This window comes from Pseudomonas sp. PDM19 (genome assembly GCF_014852215.1).
GTDB lineage: Bacteria > Pseudomonadota > Gammaproteobacteria > Pseudomonadales > Pseudomonadaceae > Pseudomonas.
On the sequence record NZ_JACVBG010000003.1, the window covers coordinates 52,716 to 75,667 of the forward strand.

The 22,952-nt window shown below is 67.7% G+C and carries 21 protein-coding genes and 3 riboswitches; of the genes, 14 read left to right on the forward strand and 7 right to left on the reverse strand.

The annotated features are described in order from the left end of the window. Positions 1 to 11: 11 nt before the first annotated feature. Positions 12 to 252: riboswitch (cobalamin riboswitch) on the reverse strand. Between the two features lie 68 nt (positions 253 to 320). The 4 genes from cbiE (at position 321) to IB273_RS16235 (ending at position 4,116) form a co-directional block, all read left to right on the forward strand. After that, complete coding sequence (gene cbiE, locus IB273_RS16220) at positions 321 to 1,532, forward strand: precorrin-6y C5,15-methyltransferase (decarboxylating) subunit CbiE (protein WP_192224539.1); 1,212 nt, start codon at positions 321 to 323, stop codon at positions 1,530 to 1,532. A 2-nt stretch (positions 1,533 to 1,534) separates the two neighbouring features. Further along, positions 1,535 to 2,632, forward strand: a complete 1,098-nt coding sequence (locus IB273_RS16225; protein WP_192224540.1) for a cobalt-precorrin-5B (C(1))-methyltransferase — start codon at positions 1,535 to 1,537, stop codon at positions 2,630 to 2,632. Next, positions 2,629 to 3,357 (forward strand): cobalt-precorrin-6A reductase, encoded by a 729-nt coding sequence (locus IB273_RS16230; protein WP_192224541.1) that lies wholly within the window; start codon positions 2,629 to 2,631, stop codon positions 3,355 to 3,357. Before IB273_RS16225 ends, IB273_RS16230 begins: the two co-directional genes overlap by 4 nt. A gap of 135 nt (positions 3,358 to 3,492) precedes the next feature. Then, positions 3,493 to 4,116, forward strand: coding sequence for a glutathione S-transferase family protein (locus IB273_RS16235; RefSeq protein ID WP_151189272.1), 624 nt, complete (start codon positions 3,493 to 3,495; stop codon positions 4,114 to 4,116). Positions 4,117 to 4,129: 13 nt separating this feature from the next. On the opposite strand, the gene IB273_RS16240 is transcribed toward IB273_RS16235, so the two are convergent. From IB273_RS16240 to IB273_RS16250, 3 genes are all read right to left on the reverse strand, one after another. Next, entirely contained in the window at positions 4,130 to 4,741 is a 612-nt protein-coding gene (locus tag IB273_RS16240; RefSeq protein WP_151189273.1) for a hypothetical protein, read from the reverse strand. A gap of 86 nt (positions 4,742 to 4,827) precedes the next feature. Next, the gene (locus tag IB273_RS16245) at positions 4,828 to 5,574 is read right to left on the reverse strand and encodes a vWA domain-containing protein (RefSeq protein WP_151189274.1); all 747 of its coding nucleotides are present in this window, start codon (positions 5,572 to 5,574) and stop codon (positions 4,828 to 4,830) included. After that, positions 5,499 to 6,506, reverse strand: a complete 1,008-nt coding sequence (locus IB273_RS16250) for an ATP-binding protein (RefSeq protein WP_192224542.1) — start codon at positions 6,504 to 6,506, stop codon at positions 5,499 to 5,501. The genes IB273_RS16245 and IB273_RS16250 overlap by 76 nt, the downstream gene beginning before the upstream one ends. Before the next feature lie 143 nt (positions 6,507 to 6,649). On the opposite strand from IB273_RS16250, the gene IB273_RS31625 reads away from it, so the two are divergent. The 4 genes from IB273_RS31625 (at position 6,650) to IB273_RS16265 (ending at position 9,054) form a co-directional block, all read left to right on the forward strand. Continuing rightward, positions 6,650 to 6,784 carry a hypothetical protein gene (locus IB273_RS31625; protein WP_263866027.1) on the forward strand — a complete coding sequence of 45 codons (135 nt, stop codon included), beginning with the start codon at positions 6,650 to 6,652 and terminating at the stop codon, positions 6,782 to 6,784. Positions 6,785 to 7,086: 302 nt separating this feature from the next. Next, the gene (locus IB273_RS16255; RefSeq protein ID WP_174824616.1) at positions 7,087 to 8,184 is read left to right on the forward strand and encodes a 3-deoxy-7-phosphoheptulonate synthase; all 1,098 of its coding nucleotides are present in this window, start codon (positions 7,087 to 7,089) and stop codon (positions 8,182 to 8,184) included. A 144-nt stretch (positions 8,185 to 8,328) separates the two neighbouring features. Continuing rightward, positions 8,329 to 8,487, forward strand: coding sequence for a DUF5993 family protein (locus tag IB273_RS16260; protein WP_167523254.1), 159 nt, complete (start codon positions 8,329 to 8,331; stop codon positions 8,485 to 8,487). A gap of 9 nt (positions 8,488 to 8,496) precedes the next feature. Beyond that, complete coding sequence (locus IB273_RS16265) at positions 8,497 to 9,054, forward strand: disulfide bond formation protein B (protein WP_081517101.1); 558 nt, start codon at positions 8,497 to 8,499, stop codon at positions 9,052 to 9,054. Between the two features lie 79 nt (positions 9,055 to 9,133). Here the strand turns inward: IB273_RS16265 and cobN are convergent, their stop codons facing one another. Further along, positions 9,134 to 12,865, reverse strand: coding sequence for a cobaltochelatase subunit CobN (cobN, locus tag IB273_RS16270; protein WP_192224543.1), 3,732 nt, complete (start codon positions 12,863 to 12,865; stop codon positions 9,134 to 9,136). Positions 12,866 to 12,958: 93 nt separating this feature from the next. Beyond that, positions 12,959 to 14,011, reverse strand: a complete 1,053-nt coding sequence (gene cobW, locus IB273_RS16275) for a cobalamin biosynthesis protein CobW (RefSeq protein ID WP_192224544.1) — start codon at positions 14,009 to 14,011, stop codon at positions 12,959 to 12,961. 234 nt (positions 14,012 to 14,245) lie between these two features. Next, a riboswitch (cobalamin riboswitch) is annotated at positions 14,246 to 14,441 on the reverse strand. A 71-nt stretch (positions 14,442 to 14,512) separates the two neighbouring features. Then, a riboswitch (cobalamin riboswitch) is annotated at positions 14,513 to 14,732 on the forward strand. Between the two features lie 99 nt (positions 14,733 to 14,831). Between cobW and IB273_RS16280 the strand changes: the two genes are divergently transcribed. The 4 genes from IB273_RS16280 to cobM all read left to right on the forward strand — a co-directional run bounded on the left by IB273_RS16280 (position 14,832) and on the right by cobM (position 17,135). Next, complete coding sequence (locus tag IB273_RS16280) at positions 14,832 to 15,020, forward strand: CbtB domain-containing protein (protein ID WP_015475371.1); 189 nt, start codon at positions 14,832 to 14,834, stop codon at positions 15,018 to 15,020. A gap of 158 nt (positions 15,021 to 15,178) precedes the next feature. Next, positions 15,179 to 15,889: a CbtA family protein gene (locus IB273_RS16285; protein WP_192224545.1), complete on the forward strand. Its 711-nt coding sequence runs from the start codon at positions 15,179 to 15,181 to the stop codon at positions 15,887 to 15,889. A gap of 77 nt (positions 15,890 to 15,966) precedes the next feature. After that, positions 15,967 to 16,383: a cobalamin biosynthesis protein gene (locus IB273_RS16290; RefSeq protein WP_192224546.1), complete on the forward strand. Its 417-nt coding sequence runs from the start codon at positions 15,967 to 15,969 to the stop codon at positions 16,381 to 16,383. Continuing rightward, positions 16,380 to 17,135, forward strand: a complete 756-nt coding sequence (cobM, locus tag IB273_RS16295; RefSeq protein WP_081517106.1) for a precorrin-4 C(11)-methyltransferase — start codon at positions 16,380 to 16,382, stop codon at positions 17,133 to 17,135. Before IB273_RS16290 ends, cobM begins: the two co-directional genes overlap by 4 nt. 337 nt (positions 17,136 to 17,472) lie before the next feature. Here cobM and mapR read toward each other — a convergent pair whose 3' ends face one another. Together mapR and ccoG are read right to left on the reverse strand one after the other, a co-directional pair. Continuing rightward, on the reverse strand, positions 17,473 to 18,882 hold the full coding sequence (gene mapR, locus IB273_RS16300; RefSeq protein WP_081518143.1) for a GntR family transcriptional regulator MpaR: 1,410 nt from the start codon (positions 18,880 to 18,882) through the stop codon (positions 17,473 to 17,475). 86 nt (positions 18,883 to 18,968) lie between these two features. Beyond that, positions 18,969 to 20,378 (reverse strand): cytochrome c oxidase accessory protein CcoG, encoded by a 1,410-nt coding sequence (ccoG, locus tag IB273_RS16305; RefSeq protein ID WP_192224547.1) that lies wholly within the window; start codon positions 20,376 to 20,378, stop codon positions 18,969 to 18,971. Between the two features lie 345 nt (positions 20,379 to 20,723). On the opposite strand from ccoG, the gene IB273_RS16310 reads away from it, so the two are divergent. Next, positions 20,724 to 22,400, forward strand: a complete 1,677-nt coding sequence (locus tag IB273_RS16310; protein ID WP_192224548.1) for a nitrite/sulfite reductase — start codon at positions 20,724 to 20,726, stop codon at positions 22,398 to 22,400. After that, positions 22,397 to 22,885 carry a DUF934 domain-containing protein gene (locus IB273_RS16315; RefSeq protein ID WP_192224549.1) on the forward strand — a complete coding sequence of 163 codons (489 nt, stop codon included), beginning with the start codon at positions 22,397 to 22,399 and terminating at the stop codon, positions 22,883 to 22,885. Before IB273_RS16310 ends, IB273_RS16315 begins: the two co-directional genes overlap by 4 nt. The last annotated feature ends 67 nt before the right edge of the window (positions 22,886 to 22,952 follow it).

The following is a 22,952-nucleotide window of genomic DNA, read 5'->3' on the forward strand; positions in this document are numbered from 1 at the left end:
CGATGTCTGCACGCGCGACTGGTTTCGTCGGCAGGTCTCCTGGCTGGCAGGTCCTCATCCAGCGCGGCCTTCCCGGTTGCCCAGTGGCCTGGCCGGCGGCACGGAACGTCGTTCTCGTGTCGCCGCATTGCGCGGACTCGCTGCTTACAGTTGCGGGGGCAGCCACGGCTTAACCGTGTTCCCTCTTCGGCTCTGAGAAACCTCACCGCAAAAGGCGAAGCGTCCTACGAGCACCGACGAAGCGGGTATTATGCCTGCTTTGCCCGAGGTCAGGAAAAGCCTGCCCGTCGGATCGATCGTCGCACCTTCGAGGACATTTCATGACGCCCTGGCTGACCATCGTCGGCATCGGCGAGGACGGCTATGCCGGCCTCGGCAAGGCCGCGCGCCGCGCGCTGCTCGCGGCCAGCGAAGTGATTGGCGCGCCACGCCAGCTGGAGTTGCTGCCGCATTGCCTGGGCGCCCGTCGTCAGGCCTGGCCGAGCCCGTTCAGCCTGGAACCGGTGCTGCGCCGGCGCGGCGAGCCGACCTGTGTGCTGGCCAGCGGTGACCCGATGCTGTTTGGCGTCGGCGCGAGCCTTGCCCGTCAGATTCCGTCCGTGGAAATGCTCGTGCTTTCCGCGCCGTCTTCCGCCTCGCTCGCCGCCGCACGGATGGGCTGGGCGTTACAGGAATGCACGCTGCTGTCGCTGGTGGCGCGCCCATTGGCGGCACTCAACGCGCAGATCCACGACGGCGCGAAGCTGTTGATCCTCAGCAACGATGGTGACAGCCCGGCGGCCATTGCTGCGCTGCTGCGCGAACGGGGTTTCGGCGCGAGTCGCCTCAGCGTGCTGGAGCACCTGGGCGGCGAGGTGGAGCGCCGCATCGACGGGCTTGCCAGCGACTGGTCGCCGAGCGAGACCGCTGCGCTCAACCTGGTGGCTGTGCAGTGCGTAGCCGGTTTCGACGCGGTGCGTCTGCCGCTGACCATCGGCCTGCCGGACGATGCCTACCGCCATGACGGCCAGCTGACCAAGCGTGACGTGCGTGCTGTGACCCTGGCGCGGCTGGCGCCCAAGCCCGGCGAGCTGCTCTGGGATGTCGGCGCCGGCTGTGGCTCCATCGGCATCGAGTGGATGCGCGCGCATCCAAGCTGCCGCACGCTGGCCATCGAAGCCAATGACGGACGCCAGGAACATATTCGCTTCAACCGCGACGCCCTCGGCGTGCCGGCGCTGCAACTGGTCTGCGGCGCCGCGCCGGAAGCCTTGCAGGGGCTGGAGCGCCCCGACGCGATCTTCATCGGCGGCGGCGTAACCCTGCCCGGCGTGTTCGAGCAATGCTGGGAGCAACTCAGGCCCGGCGGCCGGCTCGTCGCCAACGCCGTCACCCTGCAGAGCGAGTCCATGCTGCTGAGCTGGCGCGCGCGCATCGGTGGTGAGCTGACCCGCCTGTCGGTGTCCCAGGCCCAGCCGCTCGGCGGTTTCGATACCTGGCGCGCGGCGTTGCCGATCACCCTGCTGGAAGTGCGCAAGCCCCTGGCCGACTGACGATGCGCGAAGAAACTTCCGAAGAGCCCCGTCCGCTACGCAGTGGCTACACCACCGGCAGCTGCGCCACCGCCACCAGCCTGGCGGCGGCGCGCCTGCTGCTGACCGGTGAGGCGCTGGACGCGGCGCAGATCGCCCTGCCCAAAGAGCGCAGCGCGACCCTGCGCCTGGAGTTCTGCCGGCTCACCGCCGAGGGCGCCGAAGCCGGCACGCTGAAGGATGCCGGCGACGACCCGGACGTGACCCACGGTGCGCTGGTTTTCGCCCGCGTCGTTCTGACTGCCGAACCGGGCGTGCGCTTCCACGCAGGAGAAGGCGTTGGCACCGTCACCAAGCCGGGGCTGGTGCTGGCGGTGGGTGAGCCGGCGATCAACCCGGTGCCGCGACAGATGATGCAGGGCAACCTCGCTGCGCTGGCGGCCGAGTGCGGCTACGCCGGGGGCTTCGACGTCACGATCAACATCGAGGGCGGCGCCGAGCTGGCGCTCAAGACCATGAACCCGCGCCTGGGCATCCTCGGTGGCCTGTCGATCCTCGGCACCACCGGCATCGTCCGGCCGTTCTCCTGCTCGGCGTATATCGCCTCGATCCAGCAGGGAATTGACGTCGCCCGCGCCAACGGCTTCCGCCATCTCGCCGCCTGCACCGGCAACGCGAGCGAGGACGCCATGCGCCGTCGCTATGGCTTCGACGACACCGCGCTGATCGAGATGGGCGACTTCGCCGGCGCCGCGCTCAAGCACCTGCGCAAGGTGCCGGTGGAGCGCTTCAGCGTCTGCGGCGGCTTCGGCAAGATCAGCAAGCTCGCCGCCGGCCACATGGACCTGCACAGCCGTCATTCCAGCATCGACCTGCCACAACTGGCCGAGTGGGCGGCGGAAATCGGCGCGACGGCGGACCTGCAACAACGCATGCGTGAGGCCAACACCAGCCAGCAAGCGCTGGCCCTGTGCCGCGCCGAGGGCATCGCCCTCGGTGATGCCGTCTGCGCCCGCGCGCTGGCCTTTGCCCGGCGCATCGTGCCCCTGGAAGTAACGCTGGAAGTCTTCGCCATCGACCGTCAGGGCAACCTGGTGGGCGAGGCGCTGGAGGTGCGATGAAACGGGTTCTCCTGCTGGGCGGTATTGGCGAGGCGCTGGCCATTGCGCGCCGTCTTGGGCCTCGGCACCTGTACAGCCTCGCCGGCCTCGGCAAGGTGCCGGACGACCTCGCCTGTGAGGTGCGGGTGGGTGGTTACGGCGGCGCCGAAGGCCTGGCGGACTTCATCCGCGAACGTGGTTTCGACCTGCTGCTCGACGCTACCCATCCCTACGCCGCGCAGATCAGTGAAAATGCCGCCCGCGCCGCGCAACTGGCTGGCGTGCCCTGCTGGGCGCTGCGTCGCCCCGGTTGGCAGGCGGGCGCCGCTGACGACTGGCGCGAGGTGGCCGGCTGGCTGGCGCTGATCTCGGCGCTGGAGGATTTTCGCCGCCCGCTTTTCACGATGGGCCGCGAGCCGCTGGAGCACCTTGAGGAAATTCCTGAGCATCAACACTGGACCGTGCGTTGCCTGCAGAACCTGCCCGGCAACGCGTGCGCCGAAGTGCTCGGCGCGCGGGGGCCGTTCACCCTCGAGGGCGAGCGTGAGTTGTTCACCCGTCTTGGCACCGACGTGCTGGTCAGCAAGAACAGCGGCAGCCAGGCCACCGAACCGAAGCTGCAGGTCGCCCGCGAGCGTGGTGTGCCGGTGCTGATCCTGGCGCGGCCGGAACTGCCGGAAGTGGACCGGCAGTTCGACAGTGTCGAGGCGCTCTGGCTGGCGCTGGAGCCCCTCGCAGCCGATTGACGGAACGTCCTGCGCTGCGGGCGTTCACAGCTTCGTAGCGATTCGCGGGCAAGCTCGCGGTTGCGTCAAGACCGCGCTTCTCCGCCGCCCCGCCAGCCTCTATGCTGGGCCCCGGTTTTCACAGGGAGTGACACCATGCTGCGAATCCTCGGCCGCGCCTCATCGATCAACGTGCGCAAGGTGCTCTGGACCTGCGCCGAACTGAACCTGCCCTATGAACGCGAAGACTGGGGCACGGGCTTCCGCTCCACCGCCTCGGCGGAGTTCATCGCACTCAACCCCAACGCCATGGTGCCGGTCCTGGTCGACGGCGACTTCGTGCTCTGGGAATCCAACGCCATCTGCAGCTACCTCGCTACCCAGTACCCGCTCGACGAGTTGCTGCCGACCCGGCCGCGCGAGCGAGCCCTGGTGGAGCAGTGGATGGGCTGGCAGGCCACCGAGCTGAACAACGCCTGGCGCTATGCGTTCATGGCCAGGGTGCGCAGCAGCCCGGGCCATACCGACGAATCGGCCATCGCCCTGAGCGAGGCGCAGTGGAACCACGGCATGGCCCTGCTGGACCGCCAGCTGGCGCACACGGGCGCGTTCGTCACCGGCGCCTGCTTCAGCCTCGCCGATGTCGTGCTCGGTCTGTCGGTGAACCGCTGGTACCTGACGCCCATGCAGCGACCCGATCTACCGGCAGTGGCGGCCTACTACGAGCGATTGAGCGAGCGGCCGGGGTTCCTGTTGCATGGGCGCAATGGCGAGCCTTGAGCGAGTTGCGGCACTACTTGGCCCAGGGGCTGTTCTTCATTCGCGCGAAGTTCTTCCTGGCGCTCCACAGCACAACCACAGGTTCGCCGGCACGATTGGTCTCCGTGGCAGTGAGAAGCCCGTACTGTGTTTTCCAGACCACCAGGTTGTTGCCCGACGGGTCCAGGCCGAAATCGCCGAACCTGGATTCGGGCAGGCGCCTGGCGTTTTCCTGCCACGTGCCCAAGTAGTCTCGAAGAGGCTCGAATGAACTGGGCGGAAACAGAAAGCGCACATGGTTCAGGCGCTCCTTCTTGAAGAAGAACACCACCTGGCTGGCAGGTATTTCGGCGAAGGCCGAGCTGATCGGCGCCAGGCAAAGATAGTCGTCGTTACGAATGCGCTCCCGTGGTCCGAGATCGCCGTAGCATTTCAGGCGATAGCCCTGGCTCGTGTAGTGATTGATGATTTCGCTCTGGCTTTGCGAGGAAATCTGCCCGGGCGTTTCCATGAAGCCGGGGGCATCGGTCGGGACTACCACGGGCGCCAGAACCTGTGCGTCGGCTGTCGAAGCCTGGTGGCGGTCATACGCGAAGTAGGCGAGGGCCGTGGCCAGGCCTGCCAGCAGTAGTGCACGTGTCTGCATAAAGAGTTCTTTCCTTGAACGTGAGCGTGACCGATCCTTCGGCGGCCCACTTTATCCAGATCGGCTCACAGGTGACAGTGGCGCGCTTATCGATCTATGCCGGGTACCTCGGCGACTCTGCGGTATTCCGCTCCCAGCTCTTGTGCGAGTCCTTGTGCCCGCCCCAGCCGCACGGCTCCGCCCTCGATATCCACCAGCACTGTCGGGCAGTTCAGCGGCTGCAGCGCCGGCCAGTCGCGCAGGCGGCCGTCAGTCAGCACCAGCAGGCGCTGACTCTCGCCCGGCTTCTGTCGCTGGCGCTGGTCCAGCCATTCGCTCGCTTGCTGCAGCGCCTCGATCAGCGGGGTGCCGCCACCGGCACCGAGTTGCTCCAGCCATTCCTGCAATTGACTCGAAGCCTTCTGGCCCTGCCACAACCAGCGTGGTTGTGCGCCCGTGGCATGCAGCACGGCGAGGCGAGCGCGTTGCCGGTAGGCCTGTTCGAAGGTGTCGGCGAGCAGGCCCTTGGCCTGGGCGAGGGCGCCGTGGCGGCGGGTGCTGGCGGAGGCGTCGACTATCACCAGCCAGAGTTCGCCGGGCTGGCGGCTGCGGGCGCGCAGCACCAGGTCGGCGCGACGTTGCGGGCGGCCGTTGCGCAGGCTGGCGGGCCAGTCGATGCGGGCGTGCGCGCCGGTGTGGCGGGCGCCGCTGCGGCCACCGGCGAGCTGGCCGGGTCGGGGGTTGGCATCCGCGCCTGGGGCCGGGCGCGGGCGGATGCTCAGGGCTTTTTTGGCCAGCCCGTCAGTTGCCGGCGTTCGCCCATGGCGACGCTCTGCGCGGGCAGCTCGCCCCATTGGCCTTCGCCGCTGGAGGCGTTGGATGGTGCCTGGGGTTGGCTCGAAGGTGACCGCGGTGGAGTGCTTGATTGCGGCGGCGCGTGGCGGCGGCGATGGGCGAGGGCGAAGTGCTCGACTGCATCGATGTCCTGCGCCTCGATGGCGCTAGCGCCGCGCCAGGCGGCGTGAGCGCGAGCCGCGCGCAGCCACACGAGGTCAGCACGCAAACCGTCGACGTCAGCGGCATGGCAGCGCTCGGCGATGGTCTCCAGCGCGGCATCGTCCAGGGGAATCGCGGCCAACTGCTGGCGCGCGTCGCCGCAGCGCTGTTGCAGAGCCTGCTGCGCATCCAGCCAATGCGAGAGGAACGCTTGTGGGTCGGCGTCAAAGGCCAGCCGGCGGCGGACGATCTCGGCTCGCTCGCTCGGTGCGGGCGTTCCTTCCAGCTGCACCTTGAGGCCGAAGCGGTCCAGCAGTTGCGGGCGCAGCTCGCCTTCCTCGGGGTTCATCGTGCCGATCAGCACGAAGCGCGCCGGGTGGCTGTGGGACAGTCCGTCGCGTTCGATCAGGTTGACCCCGCTGGCGGCGACGTCGAGCAGCAGGTCGACGAGGTGGTCGGGCAGCAGGTTCACTTCATCCACATAGAGCACGCCGCCGTGGGCATGGGCCAGCACGCCGGGGGAGAACTGCGCGCGGCCTTGGCCCAGCGCCGCATCCAGGTCGAGGGTGCCGACGATGCGTTCCTCGCTGGCGCCCAGCGGCAGGGTGACGAAGCGCCCGCCGTCCAGCAGGTCGGCGACGCCGCGCGCCAGGGTGGACTTGGCCATGCCGCGCGGCCCTTCGATCAGCACGCCGCCGATGGCCGGGTCGATGGCTGCCAGGCACAGGGCCAGCTTCAGCTCATCGGCGCCGACGACGGCTGCCAGTGGGAAATAGGGAAGGGCGCTCATGGGGATTTCCTGCAGATTTCGTCCGTGCATGGTAGCGAACCGGGTGTAGGAGGTGCGACCAATGTCCATCGGAACGATAGATTCAAGTCATTGATCGGCGCTGCGCGATGCAGTACCTTGGCTCCACTTCCACGGAGAACATCATGCCGTCCAGCCTGTCCATCCAGTCCCTCGCCCGCCTCGGTGCCATCGGCTCCGCAGTTGCTCGCGCGCAGGTTCTGGCTGCTGCTGCCGGCTATTTCTTCTATGGGTATTGGTTTAGCCAAAGGCGCGCCTGATACCCCACAGGCGCCCTAGCAAGCAGGGTCGCCAACCAGACAGATTCACGAAACCCCGGTCGGCAACCCGACCGGGGTTTTTGTTTTTCAAAGCCCACAAGGCCCAACGCATTGAAACGAGCGCAAACGCTCAGACAGAGGATCGAGACATGACCGCCTACACCACCGATTACCGCTATTACCGCAACTCCGACTGGCGATTTAGCAGCGCGCTGCGTGCCACCCAACGAGCCTTGCCACGAACACTTAGATAGAGCGCCGAGCGCGGAAAGACCTCCGCGCCGGCCAAGGATGCCAGTCAGATGAACGCTTCCACCTCCACCCTGATCCGCCCCGAACACGCAGCACGCGCCGAAGTCCTCGACCTGCCGCTGCCCTCCGCCCGCCGCCGCGAACACCCGCTGCCGAGCCCCGCCGAACTGCGCCAGCGCCTGCCGCTGTCCGCCGCCATGGCCCACCGTGTCCGCGAAGGTCGCGATGCCATCCGCGCTGTCCTCGATGGCCGCGACCCGCGCCTGCTGGTCGTCATCGGCCCCTGCTCGCTGCACGACCCCATCTCCGCCCTCGAATACGCCGACCAACTCGCCGAACTGGCGCCGCAGGTCAGCGACCAGCTGCTGCTGGTGATGCGCGCGTACGTCGAGAAGCCGCGCACCACCATCGGCTGGAAAGGCCTGGTCTACGACCCGCAGCTGGATGGTACTGGTGACATGGCTGGCGGCCTGGAGCTGTCGCGACGGCTGATGCTGGGCATGCTCGAGCGCGGTCTGCCGATCGCCACCGAACTGCTGCAACCCCTGGTGGCCGGATACTTCGACGACCTGCTGGGCTGGGCCGCCATCGGTGCGCGCACCAGCGAATCCCAGGTGCATCGCGAGATGGTCAGCGGTCTCGACCTGCCGGTGGGCTTCAAGAACGGCACCGACGGCAGCATCGGCATCGCCACCGATGCCATGCGTTCGGCGGCACATCCGCACCAGCACTTCGGCATCGATGCGCTGGGGCGTCCGTCGCTGGTGCAGACCCAGGGCAACCCGGACACTCATCTGGTGCTGCGCGGCGGCCATGCCGGGCCGAACTTCGATGCCGCCAGCGTGCAGCAGATTCGCCAGGGGCTGGAAAAGCTCGGTCTCGAGCCGAGCATCATGGTCGACTGCAGCCACGCCAACAGCGGCAAGGACCCGCTGCGCCAGCCGGCCGTGCTGGACAGCGTGCTCGACCAGCGTCTGGCCGGCGATGCGTCGCTGCGCGGGGTGATGCTGGAGAGTCACCTGTTCGACGGCTGCCAGCCGCTGTCCGGCGAGCTGCGCTACGGTGTCTCGATCACCGACGGCTGCCTGGGCTGGAGCGGCACCGAGGCGCTGTTGCTGAATGCGGCGGAGCGGCTGCGTCGGGCCTGATCGCTTCGGGCGGCGTTTGTGAACTTTCTCTTCTGAAAAGGCGAAATTTCCTCGGGCGGTGCCGGCTAATTTTACTGCCGGTCCCGCCGAGATTCGGCGGCTGAATCGTCCTTTCTGCTCCCGCTGTGGAGCGAGGTAACGCCGATGTACATGTTCCTGCCGTTTCTGATCGCGCTCTGCGCAGCCGTCAGTACTTTCATGGGGAAGGCCGGGGTCAGCTACGCGCTCTGGCTGGTTCTGCTGCTGGTCACGCTGGGGTGGTTCGATCACCACGTCACCGACCCGCTGACGCTGTCGTTCTGAGGGCCCGCCATGAACTCACCCATCTTCCAGGCGGAAAGCCGCCTGCCGCTGTGGCTGAATGTCCTGGCCCTCTATGCGATTTGCGCCACGTTACTGGTCGCCTTCTATTACCAGTTGTGGAAAATCGAGCTGCCTTGTCCGCTTTGCCTGTTGCAGCGGGGCGGAATGCTGCTGATCGGCTTCGGCTTCCTGTTCAACGTCCGTTTCGGCATCCGCAACCGTCATTACGCCATGGCGCTGCTGGGGGCAATCACGGCAGGGGCCGTGGGCATGCGCCAGGTCTTCCTGCACATCACTCCCGGGGATGCCGGCTACGGCTCACCCTTCCTCGGCCTGCACTTTTACACCTGGACGGTGGTGGCCTCGCTGCTGGTGATTGTCGCCGTCGCCCTGATGATGACGCTGAAAGAGGGGGCCAGTCGGGAGGCGCCGCACTTCTCTCTGCTGGGCAAGGTGGGCGCGCTGCTGTTCACCGCGCTGATCGCGGCCAATCTTGTGTCCACCGTGCTGGAATGCGGCGGCGGGCAATGCGATGACAATCCCACGTTCTATCAACTGCTGCGCTGAACGACGTGCGGAAGTCCTGTAGGAGCGCCCGATGGGCGCGATTCGCGGGCATGGCCCGCTCCTGCAGGAGCCGTGCGGCTCATTGCTCCTCGCTGTCCACCAGCAGGTTTTCCAGCGTTTCGCGGTACTCCCCCGGCTCTTCCCACAACCCCCGCTGCTGCGCTTCCACCAGACGTTCGGCGATGTCGCGCAGGGCCTCGGGGTTGTGCTGGCGGATGAATTCGCGGGTGCCGTCGTCCAGCAGGTAGGCGTCGGCCAGCAGGCGGTACTGGTGGTCGTCCACCAGCTCGCTGGTGGCGTCGAAGGCGAACAGGTAGTCCACTGTCGCCGCCAGTTCGAAGGCGCCCTTGTAGCCGTGGCGCTTCATGCCGGCGATCCATTTCGGGTTCACCGCACGGGCGCGCACCACACGGCCGAGTTCTTCCTTCAGGGTGCGGATGCGCGGGTTGTCCGGCTGGCTGTGGTCGCCGTGGTAGCTGGCCAGCGACTGGCCCTGGATGACCTCGGCGGCGGCAAGCATGCCACCCTGGAACTGGTAGTAGTCGTTGGAATCGAGGATGTCGTGCTCGCGGTTGTCCTGGTTGTGCAGCACCGCCTGCAGGCCGGACAGGCGCTGGGCGAAACGCTCGCGCGCCGGGGTGCCGTCGTCGCTGGCGCCGTAGGCGTAGCCGCCCCAGTTCAGGTAGGCCTCGGCAAGATCGGCGCGGCTGTCCCACTGGCGTGATTCGATCACGCCCTGCACGCCGGCACCGTAGGCGCCGGGCTGGGCGCCGAAGATGCGCCAGCCGGCTTGGCGGCGGGCCTCGTCGGTATCCAGGCCTTCGCTCACCAGGCGTGACTGGTCGGCTCGGACGCGAGCGGCCAGGGGGTTCAGATCGTCCGGCTCATCCAGCGCGGCAACGGCCTGCACGGCGGCGTCGAACAGGCGGATCAGGTTGGCGAAAGCATCGCGGAAGAAGCCCGAGACGCGCAGCGTCACGTCGACCCGCGGGCGGTCGAGCAGGGTGATCGGCAGGATCTCGAAGTCTTCCACGCGCTGGCTGCCGGCCTGCCACACCGGGCGCACGCCGAGCAGTGCCAGCGCCTGGGCGATGTCGTCGCCGCCGGTGCGCATGGTCGCCGTGCCCCACACCGACAGGCCGAGCTGGCGCAGGTGGTCGCCATGGTCCTGCAGGTGGCGTTCGAGCAGGCGGCTGGCGGACTGGAAGCCAAGGCGGAAGGCGGTGGGCGTGGGCAGGTTGCGCACGTCCACGGTGAAGAAGTTGCGCCCGGTCGGCAGCACATCGACCCGCCCGCGACTGGGCGCGCCGCTGGGTCCGGGCGGGACGAAGCGACCGTCGAGACCGGCGAGCAGGTGGCCGATCTCGCTGGCGCCGCAGGCGTCCAGGGTCGGTGCGATCTGCTGGTGAAGTTGCGTGAGGACCGCCGCGCTGGCGCTTCCCGGCGCGCAGGTCGTGCCGTCGATAAGGCGCAGGGCGAACAGCTCCAGGCGCTCGCGGGTGTCGCCGTTGCTGCGCCAGGGCTCGTCGCTCATGCCGAGCAGCACGTCCGGGCGCGGGCCTTGCCAGGCTTCGGCGAAGGCTTCGTCGAGCGGGTCGCGACCCAGTTGCAGGTCTTCGCTCAGCGCGCGCAGCAGGCTGGCATTGCCGCCGCGTCCATCACCGCGCGGGATGCGCACCAGCGACAGCAGCGTATCGCGGCGCAACTCGCCCACGGGCGATTCGCCGAACACATGCAGACCATCGCGAATCTGCGATTCCTTGAGGTCGCACAGGTAGGCATCCAGCTGCGGCAGCCAGCTTTCCGCATCGTCGCTCAGCTGCAGGCCCAGCTCGCGGTCCAGCGCGGTTTCGCGCACCAGCGTGAGGATGTCACCGCGCAGCTCGGTGGCGCGGCGCGGGTCGAGCAGGGAAGCGTCGTAGTACTCGTCGGCCAGGCGTTCGAGGTCGCGCAGCGGGCCGTAGTTTTCCGCGCGGGTCAGCGGCGGCATCAGGTGGTCGATGATCACCGCCTGGGCGCGGCGCTTGGCCTGCGCGCCTTCGCCAGGGTCGTTGACGATGAACGGGTAGAGGTTCGGCAGCGCGCCGAGGATCGCGTCCGGCCAGCATTTCTCGGAGAGCCCGACACCCTTGCCCGGCAGCCATTCGAGGTTGCCGTGCTTGCCGACGTGGACCACCGCGTCGGCGCCGAACACCTCGCGCAGCCAGAAGTAGAAGGCGAGGTAGCCGTGGGGCGGCACCAGCGACGGATCGTGGTAGATCGCCGCGGCGTCGAGCTGGTAGCCGCGTGCCGGCTGGATGCCGACGAAGCCGAGGCCGAAGCGCAGGCCGGCGACCATCAGGCGGCCGCTGCGGAACATCGGGTCCTGCTGTGGTTCGCCCCAGCGTTCGCGCACCGCTTGCTGGTTGGCTTCGGGCAGGCGCGCGAAGCAGGCGAGGTAGTCGTCCAGCGCCAGGCTCTGCGCGCAGGGGCGCAGGTCGAGGCTGTCGAGGTCATTGCTGACGCCGCCGAGCAACTGCTGGATCAGCGCGGTGCCAGAATCGGGCAGACCGGCGACCGGATAACCCTGGGCCTCCAGCGCGCGCAGGATGTTCAGCGCGGCAGCCGGCGTGTCGAGGCCGACCCCATTGCCGATGCGTCCGTCGCGGGTCGGGTAATTCGCCAGGATCAGCGCCACGCGCTTGTCGGCGTTGGCCTTGCGCGCCAGCAGCATCCAGCGCCGCGCCAGTTCGGCGACGAAGTCCATGCCAGGCAGGTGCGGCAGGTAGCAGACCACGTCGCTCTGGCTGCGCTCGCTGCGCCAGGCCAGGCCCTTGAAGCTGATCGGCCGGGTGATGATGCGACCGTCCAGCTCCGGTAGCGCGATGTGCATGGCCAGGTCACGCGGGCCGAGGCCCTGCGGGTTGGCGCGCCAGAGGTCGAGGTTGTCCAGCGAGCAGATGGCTTGCAGTACCGGCACGTCGCGGCGGAATGGCCGGTCCTGCGGAGCCTCCGGGTTCGACTGGGCGAAGCCGGTGGTGTTGATGATCAGCTCGGTGTCAGCGCTGTCCAGCAGGCTTTCCACCGCTTCCAGGCAGGCGGCTTCCTTGAGGCTGGCCACGGCGATGGGCAGCGGGTTGATGCCCTGGGCCTGCAGGCGTTCGCAGAAGGTGTCGATGAAGCCGGTGTTCGCCGCCTGCAGGTGGGTGCGATAGAACAGCAGCGCGGCGACCGGGTACTCGGGGTTCCAGTCGGCCTGCCAGCGGGCGAGGTCGCAACTGCCTACTTGCGGGTGATAGACCGCCACGCGCGGCAGCGTGCGGGGTTCGCTCCAGACGTAGTCGCGTTGCAGGTGATGGCTGGCCAGGCAGGCGAAGAACTGCCGGGCATTGTCCATGCCGCCCTGGCGCAGGTACTGCCAGAGGCGCTCGGCATCCTGCGGCGGGATGCTGCACAGGGCGGCGAGTTCGGGGTCGGGTTTGTCGTCGCCGGGCACGGCGATCAGCGTGGCGCCGCGCTCGGCCAGCGCCGCCAGTTGCTCCATGCCGTAGCGCCAGTAGCCAACGCCGCCGTGCACCGAGATCAGGATGACCCTGGCGTGCTGCAGCACCTCGTCGACGTAGAGGTCCACCGAGGCGTGGTTCTGCAGTTGCATGGGGTTGGCCAGGCGCAGGCTCGGATAGTCTTCCGGCAGCTCTCGGGCGGCCTCGGCGAGCAGCGCCAGGTGCGAATCGCCGCTGCAGAGGATCACCAGCTCGGCGGGCGTCTGGGCCAGATGGGCAATGCCGTCGTCGGGGACGAAACCGCCGGGTTGGGTGCGCAGCAGGTGCATGGATCGGGCCTTGTCGCTCGGTGGTAACACCCTCTCCCCAGCCCTCTCCCTGAAGGGAGAGGGGGCAGTTCGGCGTTTGCGGGTAGCGTTGTGTTACGCCAGGGCGGTACGCAGCTCGTTGGCGATGGTGGCCTGGTCCAGTTCCTGGCCGATCACCACGAGGCGGGTGCCACGGGTTTCGTCACTGCGCCAGGCGCGGTCGAAGTGCTTGTCGAAGCGCTTGCCGACGCCCTGCACCAGCAGGCGCATGGGCTTGCCGGGGATGGCGACGAAGCCCTTGATGCGCAGCACGGCGTGGCGCTCGACAAGCGCGTTCAGCGCATCAAGCAGGGCACGCTCTTCCACTTCCGGCAGGTCGACGTGGAAGGAGTCGAACTCGTCGTGGTCATGATCTTCATGGCCTTCGTGGTCATGGTGGGTCGGGCGGCTGTCGATGTGCAGCTCGGCTTCGGCGTTCAGCCCCAGCAGCACCGAGAGCGGCAGCTGGCCGGAGTTGGCTTCGACGATCTTCACTGCCGGTGGCAGCTCCTCGGCAACTTCGGCGCGCACGCGGGCCAGCGCCTCGGCGTCGAGCAGGTCGGCCTTGTTCAGTACCACCAGATCGGCGCTGGCCAGCTGGTCTTCGAAGAGTTCGTGCAGCGGCGATTCGTGGTCCAGGTTCGGGTCCTGCTTGCGCTGCTCGTCCACCTGCTCGGGGTAAGCGGCGAAGGTGCCGGCGGCCACTGCCGGGCTGTCGACCACGGTGATCACCGCATCCACGGTGCAGGCGTTGCGGATTTCCGGCCACTGGAAGGCCTGCACCAGCGGCTTGGGCAGGGCCAGGCCCGAGGTCTCGATGAGGATCTGGTCGAGGTCGCCACGGCGCGTCACCAGTTCGCGCATCACCGGGAAGAATTCTTCCTGCACGGTGCAGCACAGGCAGCCGTTGGCCAGTTCGAAGACGCGGCCAACTGCTTCTTCTTCGCTGCAACCGATGGAGCACTGCTTGAGGATTTCGCCGTCGATGCCCAGCTCGCCGAATTCGTTGACGATCACCGCGATGCGGCGGCCGGAGGCGTTATCGAGCATGTGGCGGAGCAGGGTGGTCTTACCGGCACCGAGGAAGCCGGTGACGATGGTGACGGGGAGTTTGGCCAGGGTTTTCATGCGCGCCTCGCAAGCGAAATTGGGAGGGCGGATGAAGGGCGCGCGCGCGGGTTCGCCGCGCAACGAAGGTCGCCACCGGATCACCCCGCCCGGTTGTCTGTTGATAACGAACCAGTTCTGGATCTCGCGAGCTGGAGCCAGGCAAGGCGGAGGGTCGCTGGGGACGCGGAGTTGACTGTAGTCAATGAGCAGTCCACGGCGATCCTCCAACGCAGCATGGCCGACGCGCAGCAGATCGAAAACCCGTCACGAGGCAGGTCTCCTGGCTCACAGCCCTTTGTTATCCCTTCGCCTTCCCGCCCGAATCGGCAGTGGCGCGTGAAGAGACAGGCTGTTCACAGTTGCGGGGGCAGCCGTGGCGCATCCGAAGATTTCCACGTTCCCTCTTAGCTCCGGCCAGCGCCGGAGAACCTCGAAGGGAGGAAGGCTACGCAGCGTGGCCGGGCCGGTCAATCGCCGAGGATCGGTTGCTGCGCAGTTGACGCTGCGGGACTGCCGTGGTCAGCTAGCGCGGTTTCAGGTGTCTCGCGCCGACGCGCGCGAGGTGAAACGGGAAGCCGGTGCGTCCGCAAGGACCAGTCCGGCGCTGCCCCCGCAACGGTAAGCGCATCGAGGGTCGTCAGTAGCCACTGTGCCAAGGCATGGGAAGGCTGACCCATCCGGCGAGAGTCTCTCGCTGGCGTCGCAAGCCCGGAGACCGGCCTGGAATCCTCACATTTTGGCAACCCGCGGTGGGCGGGCGCAGGCCGTGGCGCGACCGATCCGGCGCGTTCGAATGCGTTCAACCTCTGCGTTCTCACTCTTTTCAGAGGGAACGTTCATGTCCAGCAGCATCCTGACGCAACAGGCGTCGAGCACTTCCATCCCCCTTTCCAAGCGCATCAGCCTGGCCGTCGGCGCCAGCCTGCTCGGTGCGCTGCTGGTGTATTTCGCCGGTTTCTCGCATCTGGAAGCGGTACACAACGCCGCGCACGACACTCGCCATAGCGCGGGCTTCCCCTGCCATTGATGCGGTTCTGATTTCAATCGGCTGCGCGTCGGCCAGGCTGCGTTGGAGTATCGCCGTGGACTGCTCATTGACTGCAGTCAACTCCGCGTCCCCGGCGATCCTCCGCCTTGCCTGGCTCTAGCTCGCTCGATTCGAGAGTCCGAAAAGGAAAGGAAAAAATGATCAAACGTATCGCCCAGACCGCCGGTTTCGCCGGTCTGATCGCCGCGCTGGTGCTGACCGTAGTCCAGCTGCTGTGGGTATCCCCGCTGATCCTCAAGGCGGAAACCTATGAGAAATCCGAGCCGGCCGCCGCGCTGGTCGAGGAGCACGCCCACGAGCATGCCGACGGTGCTGCTGCGGGTCACCACCACGACGCGGGGGCCTGGGAGCCGGAAGACGGCTGGCAGCGCATTCTCTCCACCACCGGCGGCAACCTGGTGGTCGCGGTGGGCTTCGCCCTGATGCTGGCCGGCCTGTTCACCCTGCGCGCGCCGGGCAAAACCTCCGAAGGCCTGCTCTGGGGCCTGGCCGGCTTTGCCGTGTTCACCCTCGCACCGTCCCTCGGCCTGCCGCCGGAAGTCCCCGGCACCGCCGCCGCCGACCTGAGCCTGCGGCAGACCTGGTGGATCGGCACGGCCGCCGCCACCGCCGCCGGCCTCGCGCTCTTGGTGTTCGGTCGCCACTGGGCGCTGCGCATCGTCGGCCTGGCGTTGCTGGTGGTGCCGCACGTGATCGGCGCGCCGCAACCGGAAGTGCATTCCAGCCTTGCGCCGGAAAGCCTGGCCCATGAGTTCATCCTCGCCTCGCTGGTTACCAACGCGGTGTTCTGGGTGGCGCTCGGCCTGGTCGCGGCCTGGCTGTTCCGTCGCTTCGCGCCGTCGGCCTGATTCACGCGCTATGCTCGACCCCGCAGCCGGCCTGGCCGACTGCGGGGTTTTTATTTTGATCTGCAAGGAGAGCGACCATGACGCTGGTTGCCGGCCTCGGTTGCCGCCGGGGCTGCCCGCTCGACGAACTGCGTGCGCTGCTGCGAGAAACATTGGCCGAAGCGGGGCTCGACGAGTCGAACCTCACCGCGCTGGCCAGCGCCACGCTGAAGGCCGACGAGGAAGGGCTGACTGCCCTGGCTGCCGCACTTGACCTGCCGCTGGCGCTGTTCACGCCGCAACAGCTCGCGGCCTGCGAGAAGCGCCTGGGCGACCCTTCCGAAACCGTGCGCGCGGCCACCGGCAGTGTGAGCGTGGCCGAAGCGGCGGGATTGCTGCAGGCCGAGGCGCAAGGTGGTGCGCCGGCACGCCTGCTGGTGGGCAAGCGCCGCAGCGAGCAGGCCACCTGTGCGCTGGCCTTCATCCCCGTCGAATCCGCACAGGAGCAGCCATGACGGTCTACTTCATCGGCGCCGGCCCCGGCGATCCCGAACTCATCACGGTCAAGGGCCAGCGGCTGATCCGCACCTGTCCGGTAATCCTCTACGCAGGCTCCCTGGTGCCGCCGGCCGTGCTGGAAGGGCACAGCGCCGAGCGCGTGGTGAATACCGCCGAACTGAACCTGGAGGAGATCGTCGAGCTGCTGGCGCAGGCCCACGCGGAGGGCAAGGACGTCGCGCGGGTGCACTCCGGCGATCCCTCTCTGTATGGCGCCATAGGCGAGCAGATCCGTCACCTGCGCGAACGGGGCATCGCCTACGAGATCGTCCCCGGCGTCACCGCGACTTCCGCCTGCGCGGCGATTCTCGGTTGCGAGCTGACCCTGCCGGACATTTCCCAGACGCTGATCCTCACCCGCTACGCGAGCAGGACGCGCATGCCCGAGGGCGAGTCGCTGGCGGAACTGGCGCAGCACCGCGCGACCCTGGCCATTCACCTGGGCGTCGGTCAACTGGCGAACATCGTCGCCGAGCTGTTGCCGCACTACGGCGCGGACTGCCCCATTGCAGTGATCCATCGCGCCAGCTGGCCGGACCAGGACCAGGTCACCGGCACCCTCGGCGACATCCTGCCCAAGGCGGCGGCCAAGGGCTTCCGGCGCACGGCGCTGATCCTGGTGGGCAAGGTGCTGGGGGCGGAGGGGTTTGCCGATTCGTCGCTGTACAGTGCGGGGCATGCGCATCTGTATCGCGGGGGCGCCTTGTAGGCGCGAGCTTGCTCGCGAGCAGGGATTCCCGGAGGCGCCAGGGCTGGGCGGTTCGCGCGCAATAACGATGGCATCCCCCCGCTCCTGCGGAAGAGCGGATAGGCACGAGGTTCAGGCCAGCCACTGATCCCCGCGCGGCAGCATCCCGCGCCGCAGGTACCAGCGAACCCACAGGTGCACGCCGAGCGCGGCACTCACTGTGAGCAGGATCATCAGGCCTTCCGCTTCCATGGCAGCTTCCCTCGTCCGGGTTTCCTGCCTGACAGGGTAGGCCTGCGACAAAGCGCCGCACAGGTACAGATCGTTTCCGAATGTGCGGATCAGTCCGGCTGCCGCTCTACAGCGAGTGAATGATCCGCCCGAGGGTTTCCATGGCCTGTTCGCTGGCCGTGGTCCATGGGTGGCCATAGTTCAGGCGCAGGCAGTGGCCGAAGCGCCGCGTCGCCGAGAAGATCGGCCCCGGCGCGAGGCTGATGCCCTGAGCATGGGCGAGCTGGAACAGCTTGAGCGCGTCGATGTGCTCGGGCAGCTCCAGCCACAGGAAGTAGCCGCCGCTGGGCCGGGTGACGCGGGTGGCGGCGGGGAAGTGCCGGGCCACGGCGGCGAGCATCGCGTGCTGCTGGCTTTCCAGCGCATGGCGCAGCTTGCGCAGGTGGCGGTCGTAGCCGCCGTGCTGCAGGTAGTCGGCGATGGCTGCCTGGGCCGGCACCGAGGCCGACAGGCTGGTCATCAGCTTGAGCCGCTCGATCTGCTCGGCGTAGCGCCCGCCGGCGACCCAGCCGACCCGGTAGCCCGGCGCGAGGCTCTTGGAGAAGGAGCTGCAGTGCATCACCAGCCCTTCGCTGTCGAAGGCCTTCACCGGCTTGGGCGCCTGGGCGGCGAAGTACAGCTCGGCGTAGACGTCGTCCTCGATCAGCGGCACCTGGTGCTGGGCCAGCAGTGCGGCGAGGGCGCGCTTCTTGTCCTCGGCCATGCTGGCGCCCAGCGGGTTCTGGAAGTTGCTCATGAACCAGCAGGCCTTGATCGGCAGGCGCGCCAGGCTGTCGGCGAGCACGTCCAGATCGATGCCTTCGCGCGGGTGCACGGGGATTTCCACGGCCTTGAGTTTCAGGCGCTCGAGCACCTGCAGGCTGGCATAGAAGGCCGGCGCCTCGATGGCGACCAGGTCGCCCGGCTGGGTGACCACCTGCAGGCACAGGTTCAGCGCTTCCAGCGCGCCGTTGGTGACCACCAGCTCCTCCACCGGCAGCGGCATGCCACCGACCATGTAGCGCAGGGCAATCTGCCGGCGCAGCGCGTGGCTGCCGGGGGCGAGGTCGGCGACCACCGAGCGCGGGTCCATGTCGCGCACGGCGTGGGCCATGGAGCGCGCCAGACGCGGCAGGGGGAACAGTTCCGGCGCCGGGAAGGCCGAGCCGAAGGGCACGGTATCCGGGTCCTTGATCGAGCTGAGTACCGAGAACACCAGTTCGCTGACGTCCACCTCGGTGGTCTGCGCGTCGTGGCGGGCGATTTCCGGCTCGGCCAGGGCGCGCTGCACGTGTTCGCGGACGAAGTAGCCCGAGCGCGCGCGGGCGACGATCAGCCCGCGATCCTCCAGCAGGTAATAGGCCTGGAACACGGTGGATGCGCTGACCCCGTAGGTGCGGCTGGCGTGCCGCACCGAGGGGACTTTCTGGCCGGGGGCGAGCACGCCGCTGCGGATCAGGCCGGCGATCTCGTCGGCGAATTTCTCGTAGCGCTTCATCTTGTCCTGCACGGCGGCCTGAGGGGCGGAAGAATCCGCCCACTCTAGGCGCTGCGCCGAGGTCACGCCAAGCTCCCGAGCCATGCTCAGCGCCTCGGCGAGACGAAGGTGCTGGCGGCGTCGATGGACTCGTTGCCATCGCTGACCTTGAAGTGCAGCGGCACCGAGCCACCGGCACTGCTCTGCGCCAGGCTTGCCACCGAGACGGCGAAGTCGCGGATCTCGCCCGGCTGCAGCATCAGTTCCGGCACGCCCTGCAGGCGGTAGCCGGCGCCATCGGCAAGGCTCAGCTGGTAATGCTGCGGCTGCTGGGTCTTGTTGATCAGCTTGAGGTTGTAGATGTTCTCGATCTCGCCGACGGCGTTCTCGCGGAACAGGCCACGGTCGCGGGCCACGTCGAGGTTGATCAGCGGCCGTGCTTCCAGCGCCCAGACGAACGCGCCGATCATCACCAGCAGCACTGCCGCGTAGCCGATCAGGCGTGGGCGCAGCAGGTGGGTCTTGCCGCCTTCCAGCGCGCTTTCCGAGGTGTAGCGCACCAGGCCGCGGTCGTAGCCCATCTTGTCCATCACCGAGTCGCAGGCGTCGATGCAGGCGGCGCAGCCGATGCAGGCGATCTGCAGGCCGTCGCGGATATCGATGCCGGTGGGGCAGACCTGCACACACTGGTGGCAGTCGATGCAGTCGCCCAGGCCCAGGGCCTTGGGGTCGGCGTCCTTCTTGCGCGCACCACGGGACTCACCGCGCGCCGCGTCGTAGGAAATGATCAGGGTGTCCTTGTCGAACATCACGCTCTGGAAGCGCGAGTACGGGCACATGTGGATGCACACCTGCTCGCGCAGCCAGCCAGCGTTTGCGTAGGTGGCGGCGGCGAAGAAGGCGACCCAGAAGGTGCTTTCCAGGTCGAGCCTGAAGGTGAACAGGTCCGCCACCAGCGACCGCACCGGCGTGAAGTAGCCGATGAAGGTGATCGCCGTGACCAGGCTGATCAGCAGCCAGAGCCCGTGCTTGGCGCCCTTGCGCAGGACTTTCTCGGTACTCACCGGGCCCTGGTCGCGCTTGATGCGCTGGTTGCGGTCGCCTTCGGTGACCTGCTCGGCCCACATGAAGACCCAGGTCCACACGCTCTGCGGGCAGGTGTAGCCGCACCAGACGCGGCCGGCGAACACCGTGATGAAGAACAGGCCGAAGGCGGCGATGATCAGGATCGCCGAGAGCAGGATGAAGTCCTGCGGCCAGAAGGTCGCGCCGAAGATGTAGAACTTGCGCTCGGGCAGGTCCCAGAGCACCGCCTGGCGGCCGTTCCACTGCAGCCACAGGGTGCCGAAGAACAGCAGGAACAGCAGGCCGCCGCCGAGGCGCCGCAGGTCGCGGAAACGCCCGGCGAAGCGCTTGGTGTAGACCGTCGGGGTCACCGCCGACAGCGGTTTGGGCGGCGGGGTGAAACGTTGCGGTGCGTCGATCTCGATGACCTTCGCTTGGATTCTTTCGCTCATTGTCGTGGCCCATCAGGCAGAAGAGGCGCCGCGACTGTACGAATCGGTCTGCACCCGAAACAGATTCAGGTTCGCCGGAAAAAACCATATCAGATGGCGGAAAACGCTCCGCCCCGCGCTGCTGGCGGCCTGGCGTGCTGCGCGATGGGGCGGCTGATCGGGCCTGTTGCGGCAACCGGTCGCAGGCCCGCCGGGGCAGGCGCCGGGCGCATCTGATCCGGTTTTTCCCGCGCGATCTGCCGCTGTTTTGCACAGCAGGCGCCGGCCACTATTCGGTCAACCGCAAAGTAGCGCGCTCGACGACAGAAGCAGGCCGCTACGCAACGTCCTGAAGGTGGCCTGGCGATGTACCGATACGATGATTACGACCGCGCCCTGGTGCGCGAACGGGTGGCGCAGTTCCGCGACCAGGTGCAGCGGCGCCTGAGCGATGAGCTGAGCGAAGAGGAATTCCTGCCGCTGCGCCTGCAGAACGGCCTGTACCTGCAGAAGCACGCCTACATGCTGCGGGTGGCGATTCCCTACGGCACCCTGTCCAGCGAGCAGATGCGCACCCTGGCCTGGATCGCCCGCGAGCACGACCGCGGCTACGGCCACTTCACCACGCGGCAGAACATCCAGTTCAACTGGGTCGAGCTGGCGCGCGTGCCGGACATTCTCGAGCGCCTGGCGGATGTCGAGATGCACGCCATCCAGACCTCTGGCAACTGCGTACGCAACATCACCACCGAGGCCTTCGCCGGTGTCGCCGCCGACGAATTCCTCGACCCACGCCCGCTGGCGGAAATCCTCCGCCAGTGGTCGACGGTGAACCCCGAATTCCTGTTCCTGCCGCGCAAGTTCAAGATCGCCCTCTGCGCCGCCGAGGAAGACCGCGCGGCGGTGATGATGCACGATATCGGCCTCTACCTGCGCCGCGCCGAAGACGGCGAGCTGCGCCTGAAAGTGCTGGTGGGCGGCGGGCTGGGGCGCACGCCGATGCTGGGCCAGGTGATCCGCGACGACCTGCCCTGGTGGCACCTGTTGTCCTATGTCGAGGCGATCCTGCGTGTGTACAACCGGCACGGCCGGCGCGACAACAAGTACAAGGCACGGATCAAGATCCTGGTGAAGGCGCTGGGCATCGAGGCGTTCTCCCGCGAGGTGGAGGAGGAGTGGCAGCATTTGCGCGATGGCGAGGCGCAACTGACGCTCGACGAGTACCAGCGCGTGGCCGCGGCATTCGATCCGCCGAGCTACAAGGATAATCACGAAGCGGCCGACGAGCTGGCCTATGGCAGCGCGTTGGCCGCCGACGCGGCGTTCGCGCGCTGGGTTTCGCGCAATGTGCGCCCGCACCGCGTGCCCGGCTATGCCAGCGTGGTGCTGTCCACCAAACCGGGCGCCGAGGCGCCGCCGGGGGACGCGACCGCCGAGCAGATGGAACAGGTGGCCGACTGGGCCGAGCGCTTCGGCTTCGGCGAGATCCGTGTCGCCCACGAACAGAACCTGGTGCTGCCGGACGTGCGCAAGTCCGACCTCCACGCACTCTGGCTGGAAGCCTGCGTGGCTGGCCTGGGCACGCCGAACCAGGGCCTGCTGACCGACATCATCGCCTGCCCCGGCGGCGATTTCTGTGCATTGGCCAACGCCAAGTCGATTCCCATCGCCCAGGGTATCCAGCAGCGCTTCGAGGACCTCGACTACCTGCACGATCTGGGCGACCTCAGCCTGAACATCTCCGGCTGCATGAACGCCTGCGGCCATCACCACATCGGCAACATCGGCATCCTCGGCGTCGATAAGAACGGCAGCGAGTGGTACCAGATCACCCTCGGCGGCGCGCAGGGCGTGAAGAGCGCGCTGGGCAAGGTGATCGGCCCGTCGTTCAGCGCCGCCGAGGTGCCGGACGTGATCGAGGCGCTGGTGCACACCTATGTGGAGCAGCGCGGTGCCGGGGAGCGCTTCGTCGAAACGGTCGAGCGCATCGGCCTGGAGCCTTTCAAGGCGCGGGTCTACCGCCAGGCGGAGGTGCCGGCATGAGGAACCTGATTCATCTGCGAGACGGGGTGGCGGAAATGGCGCCGGGCGACCCCTGGGAATTGCTGCGCGAAGTGCCGGAGGTATTGCCCGGTGGGCGACTGATCCTGCCGTTGAAGCACTGGCTGGCGCTGGAGTCCGGGACGGGGTTCGGCGTCTGGCTGGCGCCGGAGGACGATCCCGAGGACCTCATCTGGCGCCTGAAGGAACCCGCACTCATTGCCATCGACTTCCCCAGTTTCCGCGACGGTCGCGGTTACAGCCTGGCCTACCTGTTGCGCAGCCGCCTGGGCTGGCGCGGGGAGTTGCGCGCGGTGGGCGACGTGCTGCGTGACCAGTTGGCGCATATGCGCCAGTGCGGTTTCGATGCCTTTGCCGTGCGCGAGGACAAGTCCGTGGAAGACGCCCTGAAGGGCCTGGCGGGCCTGAGCGTGCTCTATGGCCGCTCGGTGATCGAGCCGCGTCCGCTGTTCCGTCGCCGCTCCTAGACAGGAGTCGCCGCGTGCGGCGAAGGCTGCAGCGGGTCGGCCAAGCTTGACGCTGTGCCGGGGCACA